The sequence below is a fragment of the Comamonas thiooxydans genome, assembly GCF_000964545.1.
In the GTDB taxonomy this organism is placed as follows: Bacteria; Pseudomonadota; Gammaproteobacteria; order Burkholderiales; family Burkholderiaceae_C; genus Comamonas; species Comamonas thiooxydans.
Genome location: NZ_BBVD01000014.1, coordinates 16,608 through 41,504 on the forward strand (window position 1 = coordinate 16,608; position 24,897 = coordinate 41,504).

The following is a 24,897-nucleotide window of genomic DNA, read 5'->3' on the forward strand; positions in this document are numbered from 1 at the left end:
GCTCAGGCCTCCTGAAGTTGCAGGCCGAAGCTGCGTCGAAAAAATGCCATGGTGGCGCGCTCGTCGGTATCTTTTTGCTCGCGCCGCATCTGGGCCAGTGCCACATCACGGCGGCGGGCCTGCACCACCTTCTGCAGGCTGGTCACGCGCAACTCTGCCGCCAGCAGGGCCTGACGTGCGGTCTCCAGCCGAATGTCCTGGTCCGCCACCACACGGGTCTGCAAACCGATGGCGTGCTGCAGGCGCTCCATGAACTGATACTGGTGATGCATGACCTCGGGCTGCACGGCCAGCCCTTCCTGGGCCCCCCAGCGCGCCTGCATCTCCAGGACATAGCCCTGCAGCTGATCCATCTGGGCCTGCGCCGCCTGCTGAGCACGCTGGCGCTCCTGCATGGTGGTGCGGGCCGCGTCACGCTTGCGCTCTGCGGCTTCAATGGCGACGTTCAAGGCATTCAAGGACGACATCTGCGACTCTCCCTCTGGCTAACCCGTTGATGCTCAGCCCCGCTGCATGGCTTGCGCCATGCCGGCCAGGCTTTGCTCCATGCTGGAGCTTTCAAACATGCTTTGCTGCAGAAACCCGGTCATGGCAGGCTGCAGCGCAATCGCCTCGTCCAGTTGCGGATCGGAGCCTGGGACATAGGCGCCGACCTGCACCAGATCGCGCCCCTTCTGATAGCGCGAATAGACGGCGCGAAAGCGACGCGCCAGCTCGAAATGCTCGCGCGAGACCACGTTGTGCATGACGCGAGACGCCGACTGCTCGATATCAATGGCCGGGTAATGTCCGGTCTCGGCCAGCGCCCGCGAGAGCACGACGTGGCCGTCGAGAATGGCGCGGGCCGCATCGGCAATTGGATCCTGCTGATCGTCACCTTCGGACAGCACGGTGTAGAAGGCCGTGATCGAGCCCACGCCGTGCAGGCCGTTGCCGCTGCGCTCCACCAGCGCAGGCAGCTTGGCAAAGCAGGACGGCGGATAGCCCTTGGTCGCAGGCGGCTCGCCGATGGCCAGGGCGATTTCACGCTGGGCCATGGCATAGCGGGTCAAGGAATCCATGAGCAGCAGCACATGCTTGCCCTTGTCGCGGAAATGCTCGGCGATTGCCGTGGCGTAGCTGGCGCCCTGCATGCGCAGCAGCGGCGGCGCATCGGCGGGAGCGGCCACGACCACGGCACGGCTGCGGTCCTGGGCGCCCAAAATGTCCTCGACGAACTCCTTGACCTCGCGGCCACGCTCGCCGATCAGCCCCACCACGATCACATCGGCCTGGGTGTAGCGCGCCATCATGCCCAGCAGCACGGACTTGCCCACACCCGAGCCGGCAAACAGGCCCAGACGCTGGCCGCGACCCACGGTCAGCAGCGCGTTCAGCGCCTTGACACCGGTATCCAGCGACTCGCGCACGGGGTCCCGGTCCATGGCATTGATGGGGTTGCGATCCAGCACCTCGGACACCACGCTGCCCAGCTCGCCCGCATGATCCAGCGGAATGCCTTGCGAATCCACCACCCGCCCCAGCAAGCCGTCGCCCATGGGCAGGCGCAGCACGCCCACGGTCTGGCTGACTTTCTCGGTCTCCATCACGCCCAGCTGGGGCACGGGAACAAAGGGGGCTGCCGGCGTCACCATGGCGCCGCTGGACAAACCCTGAATATCGCCCGCAGGCATCAGAAAGGCGCGCTCGCCGGCAAAGCCGACCACCTCGGCCAGCACAGGCTCCTGCCCATGCTGATGAATATGGCATTGCGCCCCCACGGGCACGCGCAGCCCCGAAGCCTCCAGCACCATGCCGGTCAACCGGGTCAGACGGCCCTGGCATTCCAGCGGCACTGGCTCGGCGTAACGTGCGCGCGCCTGGCTCATGAACTGCTGCCAGGGGTTCATGCCTTGTCTCCGTCATACCAGGTGGAGACCAGACCCAGAGCAGCCACCGCACGGCGCCAGCGCTTGTCCAGACCTCCGTCGATCTCGGCACCGCCCGACTCCACCTTGACATCGCCGGGGGCAATCGAGGCATCGCCCAGCCACTGAATACGGCTGTGCGCGCCATGCTCGGCACGCAGGGCTTCGTCAAGCAGTTCAAAGTCCGCGGGGTTCAGACGAACGGTCACCGGGCGGCTCTCGTCGACCAGCATGTCCAGCGCCTCGCGAATCACAGGCAGCAAGGCCTGGGGCTGGCTGCGCAGCTCCTGGCGCACCACCTGACGTGCGATGTCGCAGGCCAGGTTCAGCAGCTCCTGGGCCATGCCCGACTGCAGCTGCTTGAAGTTGTCTTCCAGGCCCTGCAACACGCCATCGACGCGCTGCGCACTCTCGCGGCCCGCGCCGTTAATATGGTCGTCCAGATGCTGCTGCCATTGCTGCTGCGTCTGTGTGCGGCCTTCGGCCAGGCCCTGTGCATGACCCTCGGCTCGTGCCTGCTCCAGCATCTGCTGCAACTGCTCCTCGTCGAAAGCCGGGGCGGCTGGCTCCACGGGCTCCACAGCCTGCACCTCTGGCTGCGCCTGCGGTTGATGGGCAATCGAGGGGGAAAAGCCGTTGAAATGCTCTACTCCCGCCGGTATGAAGGCCGCTTGCTGTGCGGGCGCGAAGACGCCGCGATCCTGTGCATCCACCGCGCCGAAGCGCCATTGCACCACGGTGCTGTCGTCGATCTCTTCCTGCGGGATAAAGCGCGAGTGCGAGCGCGGAGGCTGGCCCTTAGACATAGCTGTCCTCCGGACCGCTGCCGATGGTTACCTGGCCTTCCTCGACCAGACGACGCACGACCTTGAGGATTTCCTTCTGCTGGGCTTCCACTTCGGACAGACGCATGGGGCCACGGCCTTCCAGGTCCTCGCGCAGCGACTCGGCCGCACGCATGGACATATTGGCCAGGATCTTGTCGCGCACTTCCATGGAGCCGCCCTTGAGCGCCACGATCAGCGTCTCGGACACCACCTCGCGCAGCACCAGCTGCACCGAGCGGTCGTCGAGCTTGACCAGGTCGTCGAAGACGAACATCTTGTCCATGATCTTCTGCGCCAGCTCGGGGTCATAGTTGCGGATGGTATCGAGCACCGCCACATCGGCATTGCCGCCCATCTGGTTGAGCATTTCGGCCGCTGTCTTGACGCCGCCCAGCGAGGTCTTGCGCACCTTGTCGCCACCCGCCAGCACCTTGAACAGCACTTCGTTCAAGTCCTTGAGCGCCGTGGGCTGAATGCCTTCCAGCGTGGCCACGCGCAGCATGACCTCGCTGCGTGCCCGGTCGGGAAACTGCATCAGCACGGCCGCAGCCTGCTCATACTCCAGGTGCACCAGAATCGCCGCCACGATCTGCGGATGCTCACCGCGCAGCAGCTCGGCCACAGACAGCGGATCCATCCACTTCAGGCTTTCAATGCCCGAGATGTCGCCGCCCTGCATGATGCGGTCGATCAGCAACGCCGCCTTGTCATCGCCCAGGGCACGCTTGAGCACCGAGCGCACATAGTCGCTGGCATCGTCAACCAGCAGACTCTGCGACGCAGCATCGCTGGTGAAGCGGTCGATCACGAAATCCACCTTTTCCCGCGTCACGCCACGCATGCGGGCAATCGTCTCGCCCAGCTTCTGCACTTCCTTGGGCGTGAGGTGCTTGAACACCTCGGCCGCTTCTTCCTCACCGAGGGAGACCAGCAAGATGGCAGCGTCGTTCAGACCTCTATCGTCCATATTCAAAACTCTCTACTAGTTATTCAACCGTCCCATGCCGGGGATGCCGAGCAAGGGCCTAGGTGGCCCCGCCGCCCCGCAGCGAGGGCATCGTCCCCCTCCCAAAGAGGGAGGGGGAAGGCGCAACGCGCCTCAGGGGGTGACTTCGTCACCCCTCGCCGTTAATCCATGTCTTCACGATGTTCGCCACCGCGATCGGGTTCTGCTTGGCCAGATGACGGGCCTGATCCAGTCGCTCCTGCTCCTTGGTCGGAGACAGCTCCTTCGCAGGGGCCGGCAGAGCGGGGCGATCCAGCGCCTCGGCTTCAATGGCATTGAGCTGAGCGCCAGGGCCGGTATGGCGTCCCTTGAGCAAGGGGCGCACCAGGCCCAGCAGCACCAGGGCTCCAAACAGCGCCAGTGCAATCGGCACGCCCAGGCTCTTGGCCATGGCCTGAATTTCGGGGTCTTTCCACATCGGCAGCTCGGCCGGTGCCGCACCGCTGTCCATGAAGGGAGCGCTGACCAGATTCACCGAGTCGCCGCGGTCGGCGCTATAGCCCACGGTTTCACGCACCAGCGTGAGCAGTTGCTCCTGCTGCTGGGCTGTCAGTGGGCGCAGGCCGGAGCTGACTGCGGCTGCCGTTGCCGCTGTCGCCGCATCGGTGCCGGCCGCAGCAGCCAGCGGTGCATTGACCACCACCGCAGCCGTCAGGCGCTTGACGGTGCCGGTGCTGCCGCGTGTGACCCTGACGGTCTTGTCCACTTCGTAATTGGTGATGGACTCGCGCTTGTTGCCCTGGCTATTGCCCTGGCCTGCACCAGCAGCCTGCGGCGCAGGATTGGCACCGTTGATGGGCGCGGTGGAGTTCTGAGGTGGCTGGTTGCTGGTCGCGCCAGGCACGCCGGTAGGTGGAGTGGCCGTCTTCTCGCCATTGGTCTCCATCACCTGCTGGCTGCGCACGGCACCGCCGTCTGCAGACTGGTTGGGACGATGCTGTTCGGAAGTCGATTCGGTCTGGCTGAAGTCCAGCTCGGCCGAAACCTGGGCCTTCACATTGTTCTTGCCGACCACTGGCTCCAGAATGTCCAGAATGCGGCGCACATATTGCTGCTCCACCTGCTGGGTGTAGAGGAACTGCTGCATGTCCACGCCGCCGGCATTGCCGTCAGGCGACTGCGAAAGCAGCTTGCCGGTGTCGTCCACCACGCTGACGGCAGCAGGCTCCATCTCGGGCACGCTGGATGCCACCAGATGCACGATGCCCGCGATCTGGGCACGGTCCAGCATGCGACCCGGATGCAGGCTCAGCAGCACGGAAGCCGAAGGCTTTTGCTGCTCGCGGAAAAATCCGTTCTGATTGGGCAGGGCCAGATGCACGCGGGCACTCTGCACGGCATTGAGCGCCAGGATGGAGCGGGTCAGCTCGCCTTCCAGGCCGCGCTGGAAGTTGAGCCGTTCCTGAAACTGGGTGATGCCGAACTTGCTGTTCTCCATCAGCTCGAAGCCCGTCACCGAGCCCTTGGGCAGGCCTTGCGTGGCCAGCTTCAGGCGCACATCGTGCACACGGTCTGCGGGGATGAGGATGGCGCCGCCGCCCTCGCTGTACTTGTAGGGCACGTTCATCTGCGTCAGCTGCGCCACGATGGCACCGCCATCCTTGTCGCTGACGTTGGAGAACAGCAGCTTGTAATCAGGCTGGCGATAGAACACCGCAGCCGCCACCAGGCCCACTGCGACCAAGGCCGCCAGCGCGCCCCAGCGAAGACGTTGGCCACGGTCGAGCGCATTCCAGCGCTGCGCAAGCGCAGGGCGGGGCGCATACGTGGCACCGGGCACGGCATTGGGGACAGGTACTTCAGCTACAGCAGACATCTTGATTCCATGGTGTCAGACCCCACACGAGGTCTAGCGTCCAGTGGATTATTCGGACTCGGGCCGGCGGCGTTCCCCCGATAAGCGAGCCGATTCACCCACTTATTGCCCGTCTGCGATCACGCGAAAAACCTACGATCACCTCCAACTCACCAAGCCAGTTGGATAAATATATGGACCTGAAGATCCCAGCAATCAACCCCGCCCAGCTGGGCAACCAGCTCACCAAGGTCGGCAGCGCCGGCACTGCGCCCGTGGCCGGCGGCTTTGGTCAGGCCCTGCAAAATGCACTGCAATCGGTGAGCGCCGCTCAAAACCATTCCGGCCAGCTGCAGCGCGAAGTGCAGCTGGAAAACCCCGCCGTCAGCCTGGAGCAGACCATGGTGGCCATGCAGAAATCGCAGATCGGCTTTCAGGCCACGCTGCATGTGCGCAACCGCCTGGTGCAGGCCTATTCCGATGTGATGAATATGCAGGTGTGATCGGCGCAACGCCGCACACCGCTCAAAAGGCAGATTGCCCTCCAAGGCTTGCCCGCATGTTGTGATGACATGCGGGCTTTTTGCGCTCCGCCCACCCTGCCCGCCTGGCAGCGCCCAATAAAAAAAGCCCGATCCATTCAAAGATCGGGCTTTTCGGGCTCAAACGCCTATCTGCAAAACACAGGCAGCTATGTTTTCAGAAGGTCAGAAGCCAAGACTGGCCAGCAGATCATCCACCTGGGACTGCGAGGTCACCACGTCTGCCGTGTTTTCGGGATCCACCACCGGGCCGGCCAGCTTGGGCTGCGCGGCTTCCACAGGCGCCAGGGCCGGTGCCTGCGCAGCATCCGGCGAAGTCTGGATCAGCAGCTCCAGCAGCTGCGACTCCAGATCGGCCGCCAGCGCCACCACACGAGCAATTACCTGGCCCGTGAGATCGTGGAAGTCCTGCGCCATCATGATCTCGGTCAGATGGCTGTTGGTCTGCTCCGTGCCCTCTTCCACCTCCTGCAGATAGTTCATCACGCGCCCCTTGGCCACCGCGGCCACCGGATCCTTGATGAGTTCTGCACGCATGGCACGGGTACGCTCGGCCAGAGCATCCTGGCGGTTCTGCGTCACCTCGACCTGGCCCAGCACCTTGTTGGCAGCCTCGCCCGTCAGACGGGCGATATAAGACAGACGGCTTTGCGCATCGGGAAGCTCCCCCGCACTGCCGCGCAAACGATCCGCATAACCCAGCTCATTGAGCGAGTTATGCAACTGGCGCGTGAGCACGCCAATCTTGTAGTGGACGTTGGCGGAAGCCTGGTCGCTGCTCATGGCTCAGAGATCGAGTTTCTTGATGATGAGATTGACCTTCTCTTCCAGCGTGGCCTTGGTGAAGGGCTTGACGATATAGCCGGCCGCGCCGCCCTGGGCGGCAGCCACGATATCTTCCTTGCGGGCTTCGGCGGTCACCATCAGCACCGGCAGATGCTTGAGCTTTTCATCCTGCTTGATCTCGGTCAGCAGCTGAAAGCCGTTCATGTTCGGCATGTTGATGTCGGTCACCACGAAGTCGAACTTGCTAGCACGCAGCTTGGTGATGGCAACCACACCATCTTCGGCTTCATCGGCATCGGCAAAGCCACTCTCCTTGAGCAGATTGCGCACGATGCGGCGCATGGTGGAGAAGTCGTCAACAATCAAAAATCGCAGGGCATTAGCCACGAGAGGCCCTTTCGGTCGGAATAGGTGCGTGGGAACAAGTTTTCAGCCGTGATGGTAACAATTTGTCAACCTCCCGGCATTGGACGTGCATTGTCAGGCTTTTCGACAGTCTCCGTGGCAACTTCAGGGTTTGTTACAACAAACTCTTCCTTGGCATCCAGAGACTGCTTGTCGGCAGCGCTAAGTACTGCGCGCCGGGCCTTGGGTTGGTTGATCGTGCTGGCAGCCTCCTCGGCACTGGTCACCTGCTCCGTGCTGCGCTCCTTGTCATTGCCCAGCACACGGCGCTCGGCCTCCTTGGTCAGCACGGTAATCGTGATGCGGCGATTCTGCGCGGCACGCGGCTCCTCGGGCAGCAGCAGGTCGCTGCTGGACATGCCCACTACGCGTGCCAGCTTGTCCAGCGGCATGCCGGCTGCCACCAGCTCGCGGCGCGAGGCGTTGGCGCGGTCGGCCGACAGCTCCCAGTTGCTATAGCCGCGATCGGCATTGCCATAAGGCGCAGCATCGGTGTGGCCCGAGAGACTTATGCGATTTTCCGCATTGCCCATGGCCGCACCTATCTCGCGCAGGATGTCGCGCATATAGGGCTTGACCACGGCACTGCCGCTATCGAACATGGGGCGGTTCTGGTCGTCGACGATCTGAATCATCAGGCCGTCATGCGTGATCTCCGTGCGAATCTGCGAGCGGAACTCGTTCAGGCGCGCATTATTGGCAATCATGCTGTCCACCTTGGCCTTGAGCGCATGCAGGCGCTGTGCGTCGCGTGCGGACTCATCGGCCCGGCCCATGGCCTGGCTGGAGCGGCGGTTGGCATTGTCTTCGGACTCGGAGCGGCGCACCTGGCCGTGCACCTTGGAGAGGTCGTTGCCGCCACCCGGCACGATGCTGGAGCTGTTGCCCGCGCCGCTGCCGCCCGACATGGCCACCTTCAGCGGCGAATTGAAATACGCGGCAATCCCCTGCAGCTCGCCCTGAGCGGTCGAGCCCAGCAGCCACATCAGCAAAAAGAAGGCCATCATCGCCGTCACGAAGTCGGCATAGGCAATCTTCCAGGCGCCGCCATGGTGGGCATGGGCGGTCTTCTTGACGCGCTTGATGATGATGGGCTGCAGCTTCTTGTCAGCCATGGCTGCACTCCATCACTAGATCCTGGCGAAAGCGGGCACTCATCACTTCTTACCCTTGACGTGCGACTCCAGCTCCAGAAAGCCTGGACGCTCGGTGGAGAACAGCACCTTGCGGCCGAACTCGATGGCCGTGCCCGGGTTGTAGCCCTGCATGCTGGCCAAAAGCGTCGCCTTGATGCACTCGAACTCCTTGGCCGCATCCTGGGCACGCTGCTCCAGCAGGGCCGCCATGGGCTCCACCAGCGCATAGGCCAGCAAGATCCCGAGGAAGGTACCCACCAGGGCCGAGGCAATCATGCCGCCCAGCACTGCCGGTGGCTGCCCCACGAAAGCCATGGTATTCACCACACCCAGCACGGCCGCAATAATGCCGAAGGCAGGCAAAGCGCCCGCCAGACGATTCAGTGCCATTACCGGCGCGTGGGCCTCGGCATGATGGGCTTCGATTTCGCTATCCATCAGCGCCTCGATCTCGTGCGAGTTGAGATTGCCCGAGACCATCATGCGCAGGTAGTCGGTCAGGAACTCGACGACATGGTGGTCGGCCATCAGCTGCGGATAGTTCTGAAACACCGTCGAGGACTGCGGATCTTCCACATCGGACTCAATCGACATCAGGCCTTCCTTGCGCGCCTTCTGCAGCAGCTCGTACAGAAGCGCCATCACCTCCATATAGCGCGCCTTGTTATAGCGCGAGGGCTTGAGCGCCGAAGGGATCGCCTTGGCCGTGGCCTTGAGCACCTTGGGCTGGTTGCTGACGATGAAAGCGCCCAGGGCGCCACCGCCAATGGTCACCATCTCGAACGGCAGCGCCTTGACAAGAACGCCCACGCTGCCGCCGTGCAGCACATACATGCCGAAGATGCAGCCGAAGGCGACGATATAACCGATGAGAACAAGCATGGTGCCGATTGTGAAGTTGCAGAAGCCCCGCCATAGGTGCAAAAAGCTGGGCGTTTGGAAGCTAGATCGGCAGCTAGCCGTCGTTATGTAGGGTAATTCCGAGCCAAGCAGCGACGTGAAGGCTCCGGCGGCATGCAAGCAAAGCAAAGCCCCTGCATTTGTTACATCCCGAAAAATATTTGCAGAACTCTCTAAAGTTTTTGCGGAATGGCTCCGATAACAGCTTCAACAGGGAAACAAAGCCCTGTCACCAGCGAGCCACAGCAGCAAAACATAAGGAACTGCAGGCTGGGGTGCTGGATTGGGCTGCCGCCGCCGCCCACCCTGAATATTCAGGTCACTGTGGCGGCGACGTTTTGATTGCATCAAGGAGTTCGCATCATGGCAATGACCATCAACACCAATATCCAGTCGCTCAACGCACAGCGCAATCTGGGCGCTTCGCAATCTTCGCTGTCGACCTCCATGCAGCGCTTGTCCTCGGGTCTGCGCATCAATAGCGCCAAGGACGATGCAGCCGGCCTGGCCATTGCCGAGCGCATGAGCGCCCAGGTTCGCGGCCTGAACCAGGCACAGCGCAACGCCAATGACGGCGTTTCGCTGGCCCAGACGGCTGAAGGAGCACTGAGCACCATCGGCGGCAACCTGCAGCGTATCCGTGAACTGGCGGTGCAATCGCGCAATGCCACCAACTCCACCGAAGACCGTGCGGCCCTGCAAAAGGAAGTGGATCAGCTCAAGAGCGAAATCGACCGCGTTGCCACCGACACCTCGTTCAACGGCACCAAGCTGCTGGATGGCTCCTTCACATCCCAGGCTTTCCAAGTTGGCGCCAACCAGGGCCAGCGCATTAATATCGATAGCATCCAGAACTCACAGATTAGCCAACTGGGTTCATGGACTAGTGCCGACAAGCCTGCATCGGTCGTTTCCGCTGCGTCCATGGGAGGTACTGCAACACCAGGAACAACTGGTTCCATCACATTCGGAGCACCCACATACACTGCAGGCGAACTCGCTGGTGCAATTGATGGCTTTACTTTGAATTTCGGCGGCAAAGAGCTTGAGGTCAAAGGCCTCGATCCTCAGGCAAGCCGCACAGCAGCTCAGGTTCAGGCTGCATTTGCAACCAATGTCAAAACAGCAATTGATGCAGCAGGTTTCTCCGGTCTGCAAGTGACTGCTACGGCAACAGGCGTGACTTTCAACAACGCGTCCTTAAATTCTTATACGATCAGCACAACAAATGATGCCAAGCTTCCTGTCACAAATGTGACGGTTGGCGCCGGAAACAATTACGGTGCTATTGCTTCAGGTGCACTGACAGTTAATGGAAAAAACATCACTGTTGACGCCGCATATAGCGATGCTGATCGTGCAAATCAGCTTGCCACTGCAATCAACACGGAATTTAAAGATGGCTCAGTAAAGGCATCGATTGAAAACAATCGCCTAGTACTGAAGTCTGATGCCGACATTGTTATCGGTGGTACCGCTGCTAATACCGGAACAGGTTTGACTGCAGGTACAACGAAAGTGGTCGCCGGCACCGCCCAGACAGGCTTCAAGGATATCTCTGTGGCTACCGCCGAAGGTGCGGATGACACCATCCTGGCCATGGACGCCGCTCTCAAGGCAGTGAACTCCGCACGCGCCGACCTGGGTGCCATCCAGAACCGCTTTGAATCGGTGGTCTCCAACCTGAGCGTGAACAGCGAGAACCTGTCGGCCTCCAAGTCCCGCATTACCGATGCAGACTTCGCTGCAGAAACCGCCAATCTGAGCCGCTCGCAGATTCTGCAGCAAGCCGGCACGGCGATGGTGGCCCAGGCCAACCAGCTGCCCCAGGGCGTGCTGTCCCTGCTGCGTTAATTGCGTCAAGCAGCTGCGCCAGCCATGCGCCGGTGCAGTCAGCGCCATTCCAGGCCTCCCTCGGGAGGTCTTTTTGTTGTCCTGCAGCACCCTATATGTAACCGTCAATTGTAAAAATGGCAGGACTTTAGGCCTCTTATCGGTCTTATGTCCTGCATGGCTTGCTCCAACAATCCTCGTACCCGGAATACCAGACTTCGTCCGTGTTTCCGGTCACGTGGGCCAGCGCCGTCGCTGGTCGTGAAAACGGCTAGTACGTCGCCGGTTTACTGGCTTGAAACAGGAGCACACGCCATGGCAGCCATCATCAATACCAATATCCAGTCGCTCAATGCGCAACGCAATCTGAGCTCATCCCAAAGCCAGCTGGCTACCTCCATGCAGCGCCTGTCCTCGGGCTTGCGCATCAACAGCGCCAAGGATGATGCAGCCGGTCTGGCCATTTCCGAGCGCATGACCACCCAGGTGCGCGGCCTCACGGTTGCCATGCGCAATGCCAATGATGGCATTTCCCTGGCACAGACCGCTGAAGGCGCGTTGGGCTCTCTGGGCAGCAATCTGCAACGCATTCGCGAACTGGCTGTGCAGGCTCGTAATGCCACCAACTCGGCGGAAGACCGTGCAGCTCTGGATGTGGAAGTACAGCAGCTCAAAGCCGAAGTGACCCGAGTCGCCCAACAAACCAGCTTTAACGGCACCAATCTGCTCGATGGCTCGTTTACCAATATGGCCTTTCAAGTCGGCGCCAATCAAGGTCAGACCATCGATATTTCCTCGATTGTGAATGCCAATGTGGATGCGCTGGGCACCTGGGACAGCGTGGCAGTTCCCTCGAAGCTGACCGGATCGAGCATCTCCGGCAGCAACACGGCCGTGACAGTCCCAGCAAAAACCAGCTGGCACCTGAACGAGCCCGCCACCGACGGCTCCTACGACGCCTTCACGCTCACCATCAATGGCGGTACAGCAGTCAACGTGCCTGCAGTTGCCGCCGTCGCTGCGCCTCCAGCAACAGCCGCTCAAATCGCTACAGCCAAAGATACTTTGGCGACCAGCATTCAGACGGCACTAAACACAGCCGCCCCCAATGGTCTGGGCGCCAACGCGGTATCCGTGAGTGTGGTCAACGGCAAGATTGAGATCGTCAACAACACGACCGCCAGTGCCGTGGTCACGCCATCGCTGTCTGCAGGCCCGACTCTGGGCAATGCGACACTGAGTGTTAATGCAGCAAAGAATGTCACCTCGGGCGGCATGCCTCCAGCAAGCGTGCAGATCAATGGTGTGAAATTGAACTTGCCCGCACAGGAAAGCGCAAGCAACCGCATCAATGACCTCGTGAGCCAGATCAATTCCGCCAGTACCACTCCAAAGGTGCAGGCATCGATCGTGAATGGCGCGCTGTCGCTGACTTCCGCCTCCGGTGACGTGGCGATTGGTCTTCCCAATCCCCAAACCACTCCTGCCACGGATGCCGCCGCCATCGCAGCGGCAACCGGCCTGTCGGTTGGCACCACCAACGAGTCCAGTCCTCAACATATTGGCGGAACACGCGGATTCGCGGGCGCAGAGTCAGGAAAGAGTGGCTTCTCTGACCTCAATGTGCTGGATGCGGAATACGCAGATAACGCCATCCTGGCGATGGACGCGGCCTTGAAGGCGGTCAATGGCGCACGAGCCACGCTGGGCGCAGTGCAAAGCCGTTTTGAAACCACAGTGGAAAATCTAAGCGTCAACTCGGAAAATCTCTCTGCCTCTCGCAGCCGCATCATGGATGCCGACTTCGCAACCGAAACCGCCAACCTGAGCCGGACACAGATTCTGCAGCAGGCCGGCACGGCCATGGTCGCACAGGCCAACCAGCTGCCACAGCAAGTGCTCAAGCTGCTGCAAGGCTGATAACGGCATCTGGCATTTCGTACTCAAGTTCTGTTTCGGGTTGCCGAAACACAATGCGTAGTACTGTCCATAAAGACGGCGCAAAGGCGCCGTTTGTTCAATGACGCAGACCAGGCGTACCACATACCTGCTGTTCTGCGCAGAGGGAGTTTTGTATGGCAATCAGCTCAATCGGTATTGGCAGCGGCCTGGAAGTCGAAACCATTGTTTCGCAACTGGTGGCTCTGGAGTCAAAGCCCATCGCCGCGCTGCAGACCAAGGCCACCGGCATCAATACCCAGATCTCGGCCTTTAGCCAGCTCAAGTCACAAATCTCCAATCTGCAGGACCAGATCGACAAGCTGACCAAGCCTGCGACCTGGCTGGGCAATACGCTGACCTCTTCCAACTCTGCCCAAGTGACAGGTACGGCAACATCCAGCGCCGTGCAAGCCACTTATGACGTTGAAGTGTCGCAGATGGCGGCAGGCCAGACCATTGGCTCCGGCCTGGTGGCCAGCGGCACCACTCTAGGACCAGGCAAGCTGACCATTTCCATGGGGACCTATGGTGCCAATGGACTGACACCCAATACCAAGGACGGCAAGAATGTGAGCTTCAGCGTGGAAATCGCTGCAGAAGATGACTCTCTGGCTAAGATTGCTGCCAAGATCAATGCCGCCAAGGGCGATGTCAGCGCCACCGTGCTCAAGGACCACACGGGCGAACGCCTGGTGCTGCAATCCAAGACCACAGGCGTGAACTCGGCCTTCTCGGTGGAGGCCGAAGGCGCCGGGCTGCAGCAATTTGCTTACAACGGCACCGACGGGACCATGAAACGTTCCGTTGAGGCGCAGGACACTCTGGCCAAGATCAACGGCATCGACATGGCCTCGCACACCAATGTGTTTGAAGAGGTGGCGGCGGGTGTGACGCTGACAGTAGCGCAAAAGTCAGCGAAAGATGCTGCTCCGGTGCGCATCACCATTGCCAATGACACAGCGACGGCCAAAACAGCGCTGAAAAATCTGGTGGAGTCCTATAACGCACTCAGCAGCGCCCTGAAGACCATGACCGCCTATGACAAGGACAGCAAGACGGCTGGCACCTTGCAAGGCGATTCAACCGCCATCAATCTGCAGTCTGCGCTGCGTCGCTTGCTCTCCGGTCCAGGGGGAGAAGGTGGTGAGTTCAACAGCCTGTCTCAGATGGGCATTGCCTTTCAGGCAGACGGTACGCTCAAGATTGACGACACCAAGCTGGACAAGACCCTCAAGGACCCGGAGAGCATGTCCAAGTTCTTCACCGCAGACGTTGCCGATGCCAGCCAGGACGGCCTGGCAGTGCGCATGAAGGATTTCACAAGCGGTCTGCTGGCCACTGGCGGCACCTTCTCGACCAAGGACGAGACGCTCAAGAATGCGCTCAAGCGCAATACGGCCGATCAGGAACGCCAGAGCGCACGTGTGACGGCCTATGAAGCGCGCGTGCGCGCGCAGTATTCACGTCTGGATACGCAGATGGCCAGCCTGAAAGCCCTGGATACCTATGTCGCCCAGCAAGTAGCCGCATGGAACAAGTCCAGCAGCTAAGCTATTGAAGCCTGCAGAAAGGACTTAATTGCCCCCTGAGTCGGCCGATAAGCAAAACAGTAATTTGAGAAACTGCAATAAAGGAGTTTTGTGATGTTTTCCCCAGCCAATGCGCGCGCAATGTCGGCTTACCGTCAGGTGGGTGTGCAATCCATGGTGGACAGCGCATCGCCTCAGCAGTTGATCAAGATGCTGTTTGATGGCCTGCTTGCGTCCATCAATGCAGCACGCGGTGCGATCGAGCGCGGCGATATCAATGAGAAAGTGCGCCATATCGGCAAGGCGGTGCGCATTCTGCAGGAAGGCCTGCTGGGCGCGCTGGACCGCGAAAAAGGGGGCGAGCTGGCTGGCAACCTGGCCTCGCTCTATGAGTACTGCACCACCCGGTTGACCTTGGCCAATGCCCGCAACGATGCAAGCATGGTCGATGAAGTCGCAGGCCTTGTGAGCACGGTGGCACAGGGCTGGAATGAAATAACCAATGCACCAGCACCCGCTGCTGCTTAAAAAATGGAGCACACATTGATCGACTTCTACCGCGCCATAGAGGAAAGCAGCGCCAAGATGCTGCAGGCCGCCCAGGCCAAGGACTGGGATGGTGTTGCGCGCTATGAGGGCACTTGTGCCGTGCTGATCGAGCAACTGCGCTTTCGCTCGCGTGACGAAAAGCTGGCGCCCGAACTGCGCAAGGAAAAGGCGCGCATCATGCAGCGCATCTTGCGCAACGATGCCCAGATTCGCGTGCTGGCCGAGCCCTGGTTGGCAAGTTTCGAGCATATGTTCGACGGTCAGCCGCATGTGATGCACTGATTGCAAAGCCACTCAAGCCAAAGCCCTGCTGCAGAGATGCAACAGGGCTTTTTGCTTGCAGCGACGACAGGTGATCGATAAAGACATCCATGAACCAAATGCCGTAGAACATCACAAACTATCGATAGCGAAGCACCAGAACCCAGCCAGGCTGCAGCACAAAAGCAAAGCCGCCGCGTGGGCAGATGCAATCTGCCAGCGCGGCGGCTTCTGTTGTGGTGAACGGCCCGCTCCCGGCGAGCCGTTTCAGTGATCAATGCGAGCGCATCTTGGTGCGCAGGCGGGCGATGGCCTGGCTGTGCAGCTGGCAGACCCGCGATTCGGTCACGCCAAGCACGGCGGCGATTTCCTTGAGGTTCATATCGTGCTCATAGTACATGCCCATCACATATTGCTCACGCTCCGGCAGGGCCTTGATAGCCTCTACCAACGCGGAGCGCATGCGCTGGTCGCGCAGCAGGGCAAAGGGATCGGCACCCGAGTCGGCCACATGCCGCTCCAGATAGTCGTCGCCATCGTCGCCGTCACCGCCGCCGATGTCCTCGAGATAGACCAGCTGCGTGCCGCGTACCTTGCCCAGCAGGGACTGATAGTCGTCCAGGGCCATGCCCAGCTCGGCCGCGATTTCCGACTCCAGCGGGGGCCGGCCCAGGCGCTGTTCCAGGCGGTTGAGCGCCTGCTCTATTTCCTTCTGGCTTTTGCGCGAACTGCGGCTCATCCAGTCGCCTTCGCGCAGTTCGTCCAGCATGGCGCCACGGATGCGCTGGCTGGCGAAGGTGTCGAATTGCACGCCTTGCTCGCTCTCGAAGCGCGACAGCGCTTCGGCCAGACCGATCATGCCGACCTGGATCAAATCATCCAGCTCGACGTTCGGTGGCAGTTTGGCGATCATGTGCAAGGCAATCCGACGCACAAGCGGCACATGCTGACGAATCAGCGCGTCGCGGTCGAGTTGGCCTTTGGCGGTGTACATGGCAGTCAATGGCTCCAGACAAGGGATTCAGGTGCGGCAGCCGCCGTGGGCTGGGCATGCATGGGCAAGATGCAGGCCGTCTTGAGCATGTGCAGCGTGAGCTGATGCAGATCGCTGGCCTGGCGCCAGCGCAGGCGCATGAGCACCGGGGCATCGCCCAGGTGGCGCTGCGAACACTGTAGCAGCGCATTCAGACGCTGCAAGCGTGTCTGAGCGTTTTGCTGGGCCGTCTGCGAGCTGCTCTGCTTGCGGCTCCAGTCGTATTTCTGTGGGCCGTCTGCTGTCAGCGGCGCTTCCAGCGCTGCAATCGTGCATTCAACGCCGGCAAACACGGCCAGATGCTTGAGCTGGCGGTAGCTTTCGATCAGGTGCTCGGAATCGGGCGGCACGACCAGCAGCGGCTGCAGGCCCTGACCTTGCAGCATCGGCGTCAAGGTTTCGCTGCTCGCATAGATGATCACGGTGGTGTAGCCGCGCACATAGGCTTGCAGGGCCGTCAGCATGTCCAGCCCCATCTCGTCGGCGGATGCCTTGAGCTGCTTGAGACCCTGCCGCGCCGGCAGGCTGGCCACTGACTGGGCGTCGCCGACGCTTGCGCGCAGTCCCGCCTGGGCCTGCCAGGCATGCTGCGCCAGCAACTGGGCCAGACCTGGCGTGTGAAAGGATTCGGCCTGGCTGCCATCAAGCACCAGCACCTTCTGGCCCAGGCGCTGCAGCTGGGCGCACAGCGGCCACAGCACGGCCTGCTCGGCAACCGCACCTGATGCACTGTGCAGCACGGCCAGCACGCGCAAGCCGGCGGTGCTGGCATCGCTCATATGCAGAGCCATGCCCTGATGCAGAGGCGAGCGACGCTCAAGCATGGGCGGCCTCTGCGCCGCTGGCGGACGAAGGGGTAAAGAAGAAGTCCAGATCCAGCGACTGGGGATCAAACGCCGACTTGGCAGCCGAGCGCATGGAGGCCGAGACCAGCAACTGCGCATTGGCGCGCTCGAAGTCTTCGGGCACGCGCTGACCATTGGTCACGCCGCATAGCTGGATCTGATGACGAATCAGCGTATCCACCGAGGGACCGACCTTCACGGCTTCATCGACCTTGGTGAGGATGGCGTGTTGCGAGCCACGCGCCTTGAAGGCCTGCATGACATCGTCCTGTGCATCGCCCTGTGCAGCCGCATTGACGGCCAGCAACTGCTGAACGCCCTCAATGGCCAACACATCCATGATCTCGTCCTTGCGCGGATCACGCGGGGCCACGCCGGTCGTGTCGATCAGCACCATCTTCTTGCTTTGCAGCAGGCCAAGCAGGTCCTGCAGCGCAGCCTTGTCATGGGCCTGATGGGCCACCATGCCCAACATGCGGGCATAGGTGCGCAGCTGGTCATGACCGCCGATACGGTAGGTATCCAGCGTGATCAGGCCCACGGATGCGGGACCGTGCTTGGCCGCGCACAGCGCCGCCAGCTTGGCCGTGGTCGTGGTCTTGCCCACGCCGGTCGCGCCGACCAGGGCAAACACCCCGCCCTGCTCGTAGATGGCGGGCTGGGCAGCATCGGTGCGCAGATTGCGCTCCAGCACCTGCATCAGCCAGCGCACGGCGTCGCCTGCGGAGAGCGTCTCCGGCAGCTTCTCGATCAGCGCACGTGCAAGCGCGGGCGAGTATCCGGCGCGGATGAGCTTGTGCATCAGGCTGGACTGGATCGGGTTCTGACGCGTCTGGCCCAGCCAGGTCAGCGTATTGAAGCGCTCCTCGATCAGATCCTTCATGGACTGCATCTCCTGCATGAAGTTCTGAGGGGCAGCGACGGCTGCGGGCCTGGCGCTTTCCTTGAGCTGAATCTTCTCGGGGCGCAGAGGATTGTGGCGAGACACCGCGGCGCTGGCCGCCTGGGACTTGGCTGCCATGGCGGGGCGCTCGTTATTGCGCTCCTGCACGCGCTGGGCAAAAGTGGGCAGAGCTTCGCTGCTGTCCAGCGACGACTCATGGCGACGGCGCAGCATGCGTTCACGCACATAGTCCTGGAAGGTCAGCGTGCTCATGGACAGCTGTTCCACATCGTCCTGCACGGAATGCCGGGCCAGTTCATTGATGGCCTTGACGGGCTTGGCCTGGACCTGCATCTCGCGGGCCTGCTCTTCCTTGGCCGTCTGGCGCGCCTGCACATGCTCCAGCGTACTCATGGTTTCACCGCCCTGGCTGCGCCTGGCTGCAGCGGGAGCCAGAGGCGAATGCTCTTTGCGCAGGCTGCTCATGCCTTCGTCGCTGGCGCGGCGCTCCAGCGCCTTTTGCAGGGGCGAACCGGCCTGCATGCCGGCATCCATGTCCTGCAGTGTCTCTTCGGCCGTGGCCATGACTTCCACTCCGTCCGGCGTCTGGCGGTTGGAGAGAATCAGGGTGCCGTCGCCAAAAACCATGCGCGCCTTGGCCAGGGCCTCGCGGGCGGTCGGGGCGTAAAAGCGTTTGATATTCATGCGGATGCACCTTTAAGAATCGGGCCGATGCGGATGGTGTGCGTCTCGGGAATCTCGCTGTGCGCGAGCACCTGCAGACGCGGCGCCACACGGCGCAGCAGCTTGGCAAGAGAGTTGCGGATCGCGTCCGGCACCAGCAGGCAGGCGGGCAGGCCCAGCTCTTCCTGTTGGTTGGCCACATCGACCGCTTTTTGTGTGAGGATTTCAGCCACGCCGGGGTCCAGCGATGGCGCATTGGGGTTCGACAGTGCCTGCACCAGCAGACGCTCCAGGCCGGGCTCGATGGCAATCACATTGAGCTCGCGGGTCGGACCGTAGATCTGCTGCACGATGGCAGGCGACAGTGCAATGCGCACGCGACGCGCCAGCTCCACCGGGTCTGCCGTCTGCGTGGCGTTTTCGGCCAGCGTCTCGATGATGGTGCGGATATCACGAATGTGCACAGAGTCCTCCAGCAGCAGCTGGAGCACTTTCTGGAACGTTGTGATGGGCACCATTTTCGGGATGACTTCTTCGATGAGTTTGGGGGCCAGCTTGGCCACATGGTCAACGAGCTGCTGTGTCTCGGTACGAGACAACAGCTTGGCCGCGTGCACTTGCATCAAGTGTGACAAATGCGTCGCCATCACGGTTTCCGAATCAACGACGGTAAAACCGGCCATTTGTGCCGCTTCCTTTTGCCGCTCGTCGATCCAGTGCGCGGGCAGACCAAAGGCCGGATCGGTCGTGGCCGTGCCGATCAGCGGCGTGGTGATGCCGCCGGGGTTGATGGCCAGGAACATGCCTGGGAAGGCTTCGCCCTCGCCCACCATGACGCCGCGCAGCGTCATACGATAGGCGCTGGGCTTGAGTTCCAGGTTGTCGCGCACATGCACGGCCGGCGGCAGAAAGCCGACTTCCTGCGCGAACTTGCGGCGCACGCCCTTGATACGCGTCAGCAGGTCGCCCTGGCGGCTCTTGTCCACCAGCGCGATCAGGCGATAGCCCAGCTCCAGACCCAGCAAGTCCACAGGCTGCAGATCGTCCCAGGTCGCTTCGCCATCATTTTGCGCAGCCTGCTGCTGGGGCGCCGGGGCACTGCTTTGGGCGGCCAGACGGGCTTTTTCCCTCTTGTCCAGCATCCAGGCACCCCAGCCCAGCAAGGCGCCCATGCTGATGAACACCAGATGCGGCATGCCGGGAATCAGACCCAGCAAGATCATCACGCCGGCAGTGATACCCAGCACCTTGGGCGACATGAACAGCTGCTGCACGATCTGGCGACCCATATCGGATTCCTTGCCCACGCGCGAGATCACCATGGCCGATGCCACGGAGATCAGCAGGCCTGGAATCTGCGCCACCAGCGCGTCACCCACGGCCAGCAGGATGTAGCTGTCGGCCGCCTGACCCGCGGACAGGCCGTGCTGGGCCATGCCGATGATCAGGCCGCCGATGACGTTGATCACCAGAATCAAAATGCCGGCAATCGCGTCGCCACGCACAAACTTGCTGGCACCGTCCATGGAGCCGAAGAAGTTGGCTTCCTCGCCCACTTCGGCACGCCGGCGCTTGGCTTCCTTCTCGTCGATCAGGCCGGCGTTCAGATCGGCGTCCACGGCCATCTGCTTGCCGGGCATTGCGTCCAGCGTGAAGCGAGCCGAGACTTCGGCAATGCGCTCGGCACCCTTGGTAATCACCACGAAGTTGATGACCACCAGAATGCTGAACACGATCAGACCCACGGCGAAGTTGCCGCCGATCAGGAAGTGGCCGAAGGCCTCGATCACCGCACCCGCGGCGCCGGGGCCGGTGTGGCCCTCCATCAGCACCACGCGCGTCGATGCCACGTTGAGCGACAGACGCATCAGCGTGGTCAGCAGCAGCACCGAAGGGAATGCCGCGAAGTCCAGCGGCTTGATCATGTAGGCCGCCACCATCATCACCATCAGCGCCACGGCAATGTTGAGGGTGAAGAAGGTGTCCAGCAGCCATGGAGGCACAGGCAACACCATCAGACCCAGAATGGCCACCACCAGAATGGGAGCAGTGATCCCTTGCAGGGCGCCGGCATTGGAGCCAGACCACTTCTGGAACAGTTGCAGAGGATTCGACGACATCACAGATTACCTTCTTGCTGCGCAGCAGCATCGACCGCCGCAGGCTGGGTGCGGCCACGGTGCGGATCCAGCTCCACGGGCACGGGGGGCTCGCCCAGGGCATCGGGCATGGGACCCTGGCCGCTCAGTGCAGCCTTGAGACGATAGACATAGGCCAGCACCTGGGCCACCGCGGTGTAGAGCGCGGCAGGAATGGCCTGATCCAGATCGGCATGCGCATAGAGTGCACGCGCCAGCATGGGCGACTCCAGCACCGGTATCTGGTGCGCGCCCGCGATTTCGCGAATCTTGAGTGCCACCAGATCCGTGCCCTTGGCAATGACCTGGGGAGCGGCCATGGAGGCGTCGTCATAGCGCAGCGCCACGGCATAGTGGGTGGGATTGGTGACCACAAAGTCGGCTTTCGGCACGGCCGAGACGCTGGCCCGGTCGGCAATCTCGCGCTGTTTCTGGCGGATCTTGCCCTTGAGCTGCGGATTGCCTTCGGACTCCTTGTGCTCCTGCTTGACCTCCTCATGACTCATCTTGAGCCGTGACTTGAAGAGAAAGTCCTGCAGCGGCACATCGATCAGGGCAACCAGCAGCACCACGATCAGCAGCAAGGTGATGCCCGTGGTCAACCAGGAGCCGACCATGGTAAGCGCCATGGGCGATGGCTGGGCCGAAACCGACGCAATCTCGGCAATATTGGCACTCATGTACTTCCAGGCTACAAAGCCCAGCACGATGGTCATGAACACCATCTTGACCACCGTGGTCAGCTGCTGCTTGGAAAACAGATTCTTGAGACCCGACAAGGGGTTGAGTTTGCCAAAGCGCGGCTGAATGGGCTTGAAGCTGAAGATCCAGCCACCGGCAGCCACGCCGGACAGCACCGAGGCCGTGGTGGTCACCAGGGCAAAGATCACGGCAATGCCCAGACCCAGTACCAGCATGGACTGAAAGCGCTCCAGCATCAGCGCAGGAGTCTTGGCCGCCGCCGCGTTGAACACCAGCTGCCGGGCCATGGCCTCGCGCAGATGATTGATCATGGGCTGCGTGCCCATCAGCATTAGCAATGCGCCCGTCCCCAGAATGGCCAGATGCGACAGATCGCGCGAGCGCGCACCCTGGCCGTCTTCACGCGTCTTCTGCAGCTTGCGTTCGGTGGCGGGCAGGTTTTTGTCTTGGGATTCGGACATGGCGCACGGACGGATTGGATATCCCAATTGTCCGAATCCGGCGCCCAGGCAATGCGCGGATAAGCGGCAGCCAAGCCCTGCTTATGCACGACTCTGCCGCACAACGCATCCATCAATTTGATAGCTTCCTGCGCTTTCCTATCAAGAGGTAGAGCCTGTTTTTAGCGAATTTTCACCCAGACACTCAGGCCTGGGCTTGCGGCATGCCCAGCTTGAGTTCGCTGAGCATGCGCAGCAGCATCCGGTTGAGGTCTTCGGCCTCCCACTCCTCCTGCTCGCGCAGCTGCCGGATGGGCGCCGGGTCCCGGCTCTCCAGAGCCTGGCTCATCTGCAGCACGGCCGCATAAGGACCGGAGCGCGTGACGATGGCATCGAAAATGCGCTCGTTCAGCGGCGTGCGTCGCAAGATGGTGGCCACCGGCTCATGCAGCAGCAAATCCAGCTGCGAGAACAGGCTGCACAAGTACATCTCACGCTGCAGGTCCAGGCTCACTCCGGCCTCGATCAGCTGCTCGGCCAGCCTGGCGCGCAGCACGACCTGCGTGCGCAGCGGCACCAGGTCCTGTTCGGTACAGGCATGGGGCAGCTGGTCGGCCAGCCAGCGCTCCAGCGTGCCCAGCCCCAGCATCACCAGCCCGCGGCGCAGCGAGTCCACGCCGCGACGCAGGCCCAGTGCAGCCGAGTTGGTATAGAGCAAAAAGCGATAGGCCAGCACCGGGTCCGAGCCCAGGATCTCCTCCATCACATCCAGGGACTGTTCCTTGTCGATGGCCTTCATGAGCCTGAAGAGCGCATCGCGCGAGGGCTGGGGCTGTTGCAGCCGAAAGGCCTGCATGGTGTCTGCCACGGGCCAGCCGGCCACGGCGGCCGCCTCATGCTCGTCGAGACAGGAGCGCGCCAGCTCCAGGCTCTGCAGGCTCTGGTACATCTGACCGTCGAGCAAATTGAGCGGCGGGCTGGCAAAAAAGCCCGAGGCAGTCTCCTTGTCCGCATCTTTTGCCGGCTGGCTGGAACGCACGGCATTGGGCAATCCAGCGGCACCTTCTGGCGGCAGGCTCAGCAGGCTGCTGGCAAAGCAGCGTGCAGCATCGGCATCGGGCACATCGGCCAGCGACCCGCCCCAGACCAGCATCAGCCCGCGTGCCTTGGCCTTCTGCACCAGCTCGTAGATACCTTCATCCTGCTGCAGCCAGTCGCCGCGCACCTCTATCCAGGGACTGCTCTGAGGTGCATGTTCAAGAAGATTGCACAGAACCTGGCGGGACTGCGGCGATATCAAGAGCGGCGGGGCCTGACGGCTCCAGATCTCGTCCACCGTGCGCAGGAAATGCGCCATGTCGGCAGAGGAGCCCGAGTCTTCGTGGACATAGAGCTGAATCCCTGCCAGGCGTCGCGTACGTCCCCAGAGCGGCCGATAACCAAGAGTCAAAGAGCTGAGGGCAGACTGGGTCATGGAGGATTTGGACAGGTAGACGACGAGACATCAAGACGGACAGAGCCCGCTGGAATCAGCCGATGTAGTTGAACAGCGAAAGCTTCTGCATCTGTGCATAGGACTGCAGGGCGGCCTGCAAGCCCACCTTCTGCGTATCCACTTGCGACAGCGCCGTGATCATATCGATATCTTCGGCACGTGAACGGGCTCCTTCCTGCGTCAATGCCTGATCCTTCATATCGGACTCCAGGCCGTCTGCACGTTTGAGCTGGTCGCCGGCATAGCTGCGCATGGCCTGCACCCTGTTCATGCCCGAATCCAGTTCGCTCAAGGCGCGCCCAAGACCCTGCTGCAATGCGGTCGATCCCCCCGTGCCGCCCTTGACCGTGGCAATGGCCTGATCCAGCACGCTGAAAATATCGGTACGTGTGCTTGGAGACATGGTGAAGCTGTCGCCGTCGGCCGGAGTACCCTTGATGCTGATCTGCTGACCACCGACGGTAATCGCCTGCCCTTCCTTGTAGGGCGTGGACGGAACCACGGGATTGGTCGCCGTGGCCGAGCTGGAGTTGATCTCGTAGCTGACCTCACCGGTAGTCGGATCCTTGGTGAATACCAGGGTGTAGCTATCGCCGGTGACCTTGCTCGGGTCGGTGACCGATCCCACATCCGCCCAGGCCTTGCCGGAATTGGAGGCAGCGCCATTCACCACAAACACTCCGTTGCCGGTGGGCACGTTCAACCAGGCCGCATGACCATCCAGAGAGATGGGCAGGCCGTTGTCGCTGCCAGTGCTCTGGCCGGGGTTGAGCTGGCTGCTCGAGCCCGGAGGCGTGCTTTGCAGCGGCGTATCGGGACTGCCCAGCCCGCGGAAAATCGGCAAGCCGTTGGAGTCCTTGGCATTGGCATAGCCGAGAATCTGATCGCGCAGGCTTTGCATCTGCTGGACCAGCGCATCGCGTGCCACCTGGTCATACGAACCGTTGCCGGCCTGCACCACCAGATCACGAAAATCCTGCAAAGCACCATGAGCCTTGCCCAGCTCGGACTCGCCCTGGGCAATCACATCGCGCTGGGCACCGAGCACACGCTGGTCATTTTCAGAGCGGGTGATGCGGGTGCGTGCGCGCTCGGCCTGGGCCGCCGCCACGGGGTCGTCGCTGGCGCGCAGCACGCGCTTGCCCGCCGTGGTCTTCTCCATCAGGTCCACCAGGCTGCTCTGACGCGAGCCCAGGTTGTTGATGGTGCTGTCATACATATTGGCCGTGCCAATGCGGTTGATGCTCATGCCTGTTCTCC

22 protein-coding genes are annotated in these 24,897 nt (G+C 61.8%); 6 read left to right on the forward strand and 16 right to left on the reverse strand.

Features of this window, described 5'->3' with window-relative positions; all coding sequences use genetic code 11:
• Positions 1 to 2: 2 nt before the first annotated feature.
• The 5 genes from fliJ to fliF all read right to left on the reverse strand — a co-directional run bounded on the left by fliJ (position 3) and on the right by fliF (position 5,556).
• Positions 3 to 467 (reverse strand): flagellar export protein FliJ, encoded by a 465-nt coding sequence (gene fliJ / locus Cth01_RS19740; protein WP_034353137.1) that lies wholly within the window; start codon positions 465 to 467, stop codon positions 3 to 5.
• A 33-nt stretch (positions 468 to 500) separates the two neighbouring features.
• Positions 501 to 1,889: a flagellar protein export ATPase FliI gene (gene fliI, locus Cth01_RS19745; RefSeq protein WP_045840161.1), complete on the reverse strand. Its 1,389-nt coding sequence runs from the start codon at positions 1,887 to 1,889 to the stop codon at positions 501 to 503.
• Positions 1,886 to 2,713: a FliH/SctL family protein gene (locus Cth01_RS19750; protein WP_034405340.1), complete on the reverse strand. Its 828-nt coding sequence runs from the start codon at positions 2,711 to 2,713 to the stop codon at positions 1,886 to 1,888. Before Cth01_RS19750 ends, fliI begins: the two co-directional genes overlap by 4 nt.
• A complete protein-coding gene (fliG, locus tag Cth01_RS19755; protein ID WP_003059149.1) occupies positions 2,706 to 3,701 on the reverse strand; it encodes a flagellar motor switch protein FliG in 996 nt (331 codons plus the stop codon). The genes Cth01_RS19750 and fliG overlap by 8 nt, the downstream gene beginning before the upstream one ends.
• A 148-nt stretch (positions 3,702 to 3,849) precedes the next feature.
• Positions 3,850 to 5,556, reverse strand: coding sequence for a flagellar basal-body MS-ring/collar protein FliF (gene fliF, locus Cth01_RS19760; RefSeq protein WP_045840162.1), 1,707 nt, complete (start codon positions 5,554 to 5,556; stop codon positions 3,850 to 3,852).
• A 173-nt stretch (positions 5,557 to 5,729) separates the two neighbouring features.
• Here fliF and fliE point away from each other — a divergent pair, with 173 nt between their 5' ends.
• Positions 5,730 to 6,038, forward strand: a complete 309-nt coding sequence (gene fliE, locus Cth01_RS19765; protein ID WP_003065477.1) for a flagellar hook-basal body complex protein FliE — start codon at positions 5,730 to 5,732, stop codon at positions 6,036 to 6,038.
• Between the two features lie 204 nt (positions 6,039 to 6,242).
• Here fliE and Cth01_RS19770 read toward each other — a convergent pair whose 3' ends face one another.
• The 4 genes from Cth01_RS19770 to motA all read right to left on the reverse strand — a co-directional run bounded on the left by Cth01_RS19770 (position 6,243) and on the right by motA (position 9,286).
• Positions 6,243 to 6,860: a protein phosphatase CheZ gene (locus Cth01_RS19770; RefSeq protein ID WP_012836866.1), complete on the reverse strand. Its 618-nt coding sequence runs from the start codon at positions 6,858 to 6,860 to the stop codon at positions 6,243 to 6,245.
• A 3-nt stretch (positions 6,861 to 6,863) separates the two neighbouring features.
• The gene (gene cheY / locus Cth01_RS19775) at positions 6,864 to 7,250 is read right to left on the reverse strand and encodes a chemotaxis response regulator CheY (RefSeq protein ID WP_003059161.1); all 387 of its coding nucleotides are present in this window, start codon (positions 7,248 to 7,250) and stop codon (positions 6,864 to 6,866) included.
• Between the two features lie 65 nt (positions 7,251 to 7,315).
• Entirely contained in the window at positions 7,316 to 8,383 is a 1,068-nt protein-coding gene (gene motB, locus Cth01_RS19780) for a flagellar motor protein MotB (RefSeq protein ID WP_034378032.1), read from the reverse strand.
• Positions 8,384 to 8,425: 42 nt separating this feature from the next.
• Positions 8,426 to 9,286: a flagellar motor stator protein MotA gene (motA, locus tag Cth01_RS19785; protein WP_003059167.1), complete on the reverse strand. Its 861-nt coding sequence runs from the start codon at positions 9,284 to 9,286 to the stop codon at positions 8,426 to 8,428.
• A gap of 381 nt (positions 9,287 to 9,667) precedes the next feature.
• Here motA and Cth01_RS19790 point away from each other — a divergent pair, with 381 nt between their 5' ends.
• From Cth01_RS19790 to Cth01_RS19810, 5 genes are all read left to right on the forward strand, one after another.
• Positions 9,668 to 11,158 carry a flagellin N-terminal helical domain-containing protein gene (locus Cth01_RS19790; RefSeq protein ID WP_045840163.1) on the forward strand — a complete coding sequence of 497 codons (1,491 nt, stop codon included), beginning with the start codon at positions 9,668 to 9,670 and terminating at the stop codon, positions 11,156 to 11,158.
• Between the two features lie 294 nt (positions 11,159 to 11,452).
• Positions 11,453 to 13,057 carry a flagellin N-terminal helical domain-containing protein gene (locus Cth01_RS19795; RefSeq protein WP_045840164.1) on the forward strand — a complete coding sequence of 535 codons (1,605 nt, stop codon included), beginning with the start codon at positions 11,453 to 11,455 and terminating at the stop codon, positions 13,055 to 13,057.
• A gap of 155 nt (positions 13,058 to 13,212) precedes the next feature.
• Entirely contained in the window at positions 13,213 to 14,628 is a 1,416-nt protein-coding gene (fliD, locus tag Cth01_RS19800) for a flagellar filament capping protein FliD (RefSeq protein ID WP_045840165.1), read from the forward strand.
• A gap of 93 nt (positions 14,629 to 14,721) precedes the next feature.
• Positions 14,722 to 15,135 (forward strand): flagellar export chaperone FliS, encoded by a 414-nt coding sequence (gene fliS, locus Cth01_RS19805; protein WP_012836860.1) that lies wholly within the window; start codon positions 14,722 to 14,724, stop codon positions 15,133 to 15,135.
• A gap of 3 nt (positions 15,136 to 15,138) precedes the next feature.
• On the forward strand, positions 15,139 to 15,438 hold the full coding sequence (locus tag Cth01_RS19810; protein ID WP_003059178.1) for a flagellar protein FliT: 300 nt from the start codon (positions 15,139 to 15,141) through the stop codon (positions 15,436 to 15,438).
• Positions 15,439 to 15,691: 253 nt separating this feature from the next.
• Here the strand turns inward: Cth01_RS19810 and Cth01_RS19815 are convergent, their stop codons facing one another.
• From Cth01_RS19815 to flgL, 7 genes are all read right to left on the reverse strand, one after another.
• Positions 15,692 to 16,411: an RNA polymerase sigma factor FliA gene (locus Cth01_RS19815; protein ID WP_003059180.1), complete on the reverse strand. Its 720-nt coding sequence runs from the start codon at positions 16,409 to 16,411 to the stop codon at positions 15,692 to 15,694.
• Between the two features lie 5 nt (positions 16,412 to 16,416).
• The gene (locus Cth01_RS19820; protein WP_045840166.1) at positions 16,417 to 17,274 is read right to left on the reverse strand and encodes a hypothetical protein; all 858 of its coding nucleotides are present in this window, start codon (positions 17,272 to 17,274) and stop codon (positions 16,417 to 16,419) included.
• Positions 17,267 to 18,883, reverse strand: coding sequence for a flagellar biosynthesis GTPase FlhF (gene flhF / locus Cth01_RS19825; protein ID WP_045840167.1), 1,617 nt, complete (start codon positions 18,881 to 18,883; stop codon positions 17,267 to 17,269). The genes Cth01_RS19820 and flhF overlap by 8 nt, the downstream gene beginning before the upstream one ends.
• A complete protein-coding gene (gene flhA / locus Cth01_RS19830; RefSeq protein ID WP_045840168.1) occupies positions 18,880 to 20,982 on the reverse strand; it encodes a flagellar biosynthesis protein FlhA in 2,103 nt (700 codons plus the stop codon). The genes flhF and flhA overlap by 4 nt, the downstream gene beginning before the upstream one ends.
• Complete coding sequence (gene flhB / locus Cth01_RS19835) at positions 20,982 to 22,163, reverse strand: flagellar biosynthesis protein FlhB (RefSeq protein ID WP_012836855.1); 1,182 nt, start codon at positions 22,161 to 22,163, stop codon at positions 20,982 to 20,984. Before flhB ends, flhA begins: the two co-directional genes overlap by 1 nt.
• A gap of 184 nt (positions 22,164 to 22,347) precedes the next feature.
• On the reverse strand, positions 22,348 to 23,616 hold the full coding sequence (locus tag Cth01_RS19840; RefSeq protein WP_045840169.1) for an HDOD domain-containing protein: 1,269 nt from the start codon (positions 23,614 to 23,616) through the stop codon (positions 22,348 to 22,350).
• Positions 23,617 to 23,671: 55 nt separating this feature from the next.
• Positions 23,672 to 24,886 (reverse strand): flagellar hook-associated protein FlgL, encoded by a 1,215-nt coding sequence (gene flgL / locus Cth01_RS19845; RefSeq protein ID WP_034353107.1) that lies wholly within the window; start codon positions 24,884 to 24,886, stop codon positions 23,672 to 23,674.
• Positions 24,887 to 24,897: the final 11 nt, after the last annotated feature.

Coding starts and splice junctions, on each gene's coding strand:
- fliJ (WP_034353137.1), bottom strand. CDS start 467: ATGTCGTCCTTGAATGCCTTGAACGTCGCCATTGAAGCCGCAGAGCGC.
- fliI (WP_045840161.1), bottom strand. CDS start 1,889: ATGAACCCCTGGCAGCAGTTCATGAGCCAGGCGCGCGCACGTTACGCC.
- Cth01_RS19750 (WP_034405340.1), bottom strand. CDS start 2,713: ATGTCTAAGGGCCAGCCTCCGCGCTCGCACTCGCGCTTTATCCCGCAG.
- fliG (WP_003059149.1), bottom strand. CDS start 3,701: ATGGACGATAGAGGTCTGAACGACGCTGCCATCTTGCTGGTCTCCCTC.
- fliF (WP_045840162.1), bottom strand. CDS start 5,556: ATGTCTGCTGTAGCTGAAGTACCTGTCCCCAATGCCGTGCCCGGTGCC.
- fliE (WP_003065477.1), top strand. CDS start 5,730: ATGGACCTGAAGATCCCAGCAATCAACCCCGCCCAGCTGGGCAACCAG.
- Cth01_RS19770 (WP_012836866.1), bottom strand. CDS start 6,860: ATGAGCAGCGACCAGGCTTCCGCCAACGTCCACTACAAGATTGGCGTG.
- motB (WP_034378032.1), bottom strand. CDS start 8,383: ATGGCTGACAAGAAGCTGCAGCCCATCATCATCAAGCGCGTCAAGAAG.
- motA (WP_003059167.1), bottom strand. CDS start 9,286: ATGCTTGTTCTCATCGGTTATATCGTCGCCTTCGGCTGCATCTTCGGC.
- Cth01_RS19790 (WP_045840163.1), top strand. CDS start 9,668: ATGGCAATGACCATCAACACCAATATCCAGTCGCTCAACGCACAGCGC.
- Cth01_RS19795 (WP_045840164.1), top strand. CDS start 11,453: ATGGCAGCCATCATCAATACCAATATCCAGTCGCTCAATGCGCAACGC.
- fliD (WP_045840165.1), top strand. CDS start 13,213: ATGGCAATCAGCTCAATCGGTATTGGCAGCGGCCTGGAAGTCGAAACC.
- fliS (WP_012836860.1), top strand. CDS start 14,722: ATGTTTTCCCCAGCCAATGCGCGCGCAATGTCGGCTTACCGTCAGGTG.
- Cth01_RS19810 (WP_003059178.1), top strand. CDS start 15,139: ATGGAGCACACATTGATCGACTTCTACCGCGCCATAGAGGAAAGCAGC.
- Cth01_RS19815 (WP_003059180.1), bottom strand. CDS start 16,411: ATGTACACCGCCAAAGGCCAACTCGACCGCGACGCGCTGATTCGTCAG.
- Cth01_RS19820 (WP_045840166.1), bottom strand. CDS start 17,274: ATGCTTGAGCGTCGCTCGCCTCTGCATCAGGGCATGGCTCTGCATATG.
- flhF (WP_045840167.1), bottom strand. CDS start 18,883: ATGAATATCAAACGCTTTTACGCCCCGACCGCCCGCGAGGCCCTGGCC.
- flhA (WP_045840168.1), bottom strand. CDS start 20,982: ATGTCGTCGAATCCTCTGCAACTGTTCCAGAAGTGGTCTGGCTCCAAT.
- flhB (WP_012836855.1), bottom strand. CDS start 22,163: ATGTCCGAATCCCAAGACAAAAACCTGCCCGCCACCGAACGCAAGCTG.
- Cth01_RS19840 (WP_045840169.1), bottom strand. CDS start 23,616: ATGACCCAGTCTGCCCTCAGCTCTTTGACTCTTGGTTATCGGCCGCTC.
- flgL (WP_034353107.1), bottom strand. CDS start 24,886: ATGAGCATCAACCGCATTGGCACGGCCAATATGTATGACAGCACCATC.